The following is a 1,660-nucleotide window of genomic DNA, read 5'->3' as shown; positions in this document are numbered from 1 at the left end:
CGCATCTCCCCGAGGAACCCCGGCAGGGCGCGGACGATGCGGGTGATCTGCTCGGTGCGCCGACCGGTCACGGCGAACAGCCGGTCGCCCTCGGTGACCATCCCCTGAATCGCTCCCTCGCGGGCCCCGGCCTCGTCGAGCACGGCGCCACCACTGCGGATGAGCCGCCTGAGCGATCCCCGCTGCCGATCGACGATCTCGGCGAGGTCCGCGGTCCCGGTCGCCGCCGGCCGGGCCTGGCCGAGAGCGCCGGAGATGTTGGTGCCTCGTCCGGCAACGGCCTTCGAGAACCCCTCCACGAGCCTCCGCACTCCCGCTCGCGTCGCGGGATCGAACGTGGAGAGCACGTCGTCGAGCTGCTGCGTCCCCACCGCCGCCGTGATCGGCAGCTCCCCGTCCTCGGGCACTGCGGGCGCGTTGCGCGTTCCGAGGTGAACCTGGAGGTAGGGCTCGCCCAGCAGCGACTTGGCGCGCACCGCCACACGGGCGTCGGCCCGCAGGGGCACGACACTTCCCTCGAGTTCGGCGGTGATCCGTGCACCACGCGGCCTGACGCGCTCGACGTCGACGACGCGTCCGATCTCGACGCCGGCCGAGCGAACCGAGGCGCCGACCTGCAGGTTGCCCGCCTGCGGCACCACGAAGCCGACCCGGTACTTCTGGGCCTGCATCGGAAGGGAGCCGTCGAAGTTCAGCCACGCGAACATGGACAGCACCACCGCGAAGAACGCGAAGGCGAGGGGGGCGATGACCGCCCGCGCGTCGAACCGCGTGCGCATCAGCGGCCCCCCGCCACGGTCGAGCCGCTCTTGCACGACGGCGTGACCGCCAGGGCATCGGCGAGCAGCTGCCCGATACCGGGCACACCCTGTGCAAGCGCGCAGCTCATGAACACCGTCGCACGTACCATCGCGCCGTTGGCGTCCGCGGTCGACACGGTCGACACGATGTTGTGACCTGCCCAGGCCGTCCAGAACAGGTTGCCCTCGTTGTCCCCGGGCGGGTTGTAGGTGAGCTCGTTGGTGAGGTACGTCAGGACGCGGACGATCGCGTCGAAGTCGGGGGCGGCAGCCCGCAGCCCGCCAACCCCGTCGGCGAGGTCGGCCACCACAGGGGTCGCCTCACGCACGAACGGCCGCAGGTCCGACGCGAGGCCCCTGGCCGCACGACGGGAGAACGTCCCGCTGGCCCGCAACGCGCCCGGCAGCGGCCCGGTGACCGGCCGCAGGCGGTCGAGCGTCGGCGAGAGCTCCCGTGCGAGCCTCGTGACGCTCGGGAGGACGGCGCCGACCTCCCGGAGCGTGCGCGGCAGCTCCGCCACGGAGGCCCGCAGCGGCTGCTCCTCCCGGGCCACCGCCTCGAGGGTCGCGTTCCCGGCGCTCACGAGCTCCGCCAGCCGCGCGTCGTCGGCCGCAGCGCGCGCCACGACGCCGAGGTTGCTGACCAGTCGGCGAATGGACCGCCGGCGCTTGGCGAGCGTGCTCGCGATGTCGTCGACCTGCTTGGCCGTCGGTGCGAACGCCTTCAGCGCTAGCCGCAGGTCCGGCCCGCGACCGGCCAGGCCGGCGCCCGAGCCGTTGATGAGCGTGGAGAGGAAGGTCCGCGTGTCGGTGTCGAGCGCGGCGAGGAACTCGTCGAGATCGACCGGGGACGCGGTCCT

General features: G+C 73.0%; 1 protein-coding gene and 1 pseudogene. Both read right to left on the bottom strand.

Annotated elements, in window-relative coordinates; translation table 11 throughout:
• Positions 1-779: MlaD family protein (locus ABYE80_RS20650; protein WP_372792301.1), on the bottom strand; the 779-nt coding region annotated here is incomplete at its 3' end.
• Positions 779-1,660, bottom strand: a pseudogene (locus tag ABYE80_RS20645) (hypothetical protein); the annotation flags it as partial. The pseudogene ABYE80_RS20645 and the gene ABYE80_RS20650, both read right to left, overlap by 1 nt.

The organism is Paraconexibacter sp. (genome assembly GCF_041602235.1).
Lineage (GTDB): Bacteria > Actinomycetota > Thermoleophilia > Solirubrobacterales > Solirubrobacteraceae > Paraconexibacter.
This window is presented reverse-complemented; position numbering and strand designations above follow the sequence as displayed.